We start from the raw sequence: 1,185 nt of genomic DNA on the forward strand, positions 1-1,185 counted from the left end.
TTGCCGGGGACTTTTCAATGAGGCACGGCCCCTGGTTACGCGGGGACTTTCCATGAGTCTCGTCGTGAAGTTGCTGGTCTGCCACAAAGACGTGTATAGTCTTCTAGGTCCAGGGCGCAGTTACTGAGTTCTGGACGAGGCTCAGATTAGAAGTTTCTACCAGCGCCTATAGCTCAGCTGGATAGAGCGTCGGTCTACGGAACCGAAGGTCTGGGGTTCGAATCCCTATGGGCGCACGAACTCTGGTCTGAGTGGAAGCCCGGAACCTTGCTGGAAAGCGAGGTTCCGGGCTTCTTTTGTATCCAGGTGCAGGGCGGGGTGGCGGCTGTCCGTTCTTATTGCAGTCAGCAGGGGTGGGGCTCCGTTCTGGCGATGAATCTTCTAGGTCCAGGTAATGCCCCCTCTGCTTCGGCTGCGCGTACCTGTGCACTTTCTGGTCGACAGCATTGATGAGGGTGGTTTCTAGGGCGCGATCCTCTTGCCAGAAGGGGCATTGAAAGGGGAGGGTTGGGGAAAACTCTAGCGCAATTAATTTCTAGAAACTCTTGATGTAGAACATCTGTTCTACTACACTTGGAACATGGGCAAGAAACTATCGACTCCTGAGGCGTACTCGGAGCTCGAAGCTGCCCTCGAACACCACAAGCGTGAACTGCAGGAACAGGCTGGGAAAGTTTCCCGGCTGCTGGCGTATAAGAAACTTCGCGCAGAGGAGCTCGAGGAGACTCATTCTTTCCGGCGGAATGCTCGGATCAAGGAGGTCTATCAGGAGTGTGCCGAGTTTCTCGGTGTTCCGGTTCCTGAGGTCCGCCGGTTGATGGATAGCGTGGAGACACTGGCCGAGAAATTGCCTGAGACCCATGAGGTTTATCAGCAGGGTGAAACGGATCTGGCCTCTGTGCAGAAGGTCAATCGCGCTATTGAAGGGATCTCTCACCGCCCGGCACTCATGGAGAAACTGGATTCCGAGCTGACCACGAAGGCTCGTGAGCTGAACTCCGCTGAGCTGGACAACTGGCTGAAACAGCGGGTTCCTGAGCTGGATGTAAAGGCTTATGAGGAACGGTACGAGCGGTCGAAACATAAGCATTATGTGGCTTTCGAGCCTCAGGGTGATGGTTCCACGAAGTTCCATGGGCTTATCTCTACCGTTGCTGCGGCGCGGATTGAGCAGATGCTGTATTC

Annotated in this window: 1 protein-coding gene and 1 tRNA gene; both read left to right on the forward strand. The window is 54.9% G+C overall.

What is annotated here, in order from left to right:
- Positions 1-162: 162 nt before the first annotated feature.
- A tRNA-Arg gene (locus HGQ17_RS14830) sits at positions 163-236 on the forward strand.
- A gap of 344 nt (positions 237-580) precedes the next feature.
- A partial coding sequence (locus HGQ17_RS14835; protein WP_168888728.1) for a DUF222 domain-containing protein occupies positions 581-1,185 on the forward strand: 605 nt, incomplete at its 3' end.

This window comes from Nesterenkonia sedimenti, from assembly GCF_012641515.1.
Lineage (GTDB): Bacteria > Actinomycetota > Actinomycetes > Actinomycetales > Micrococcaceae > Nesterenkonia > Nesterenkonia sedimenti.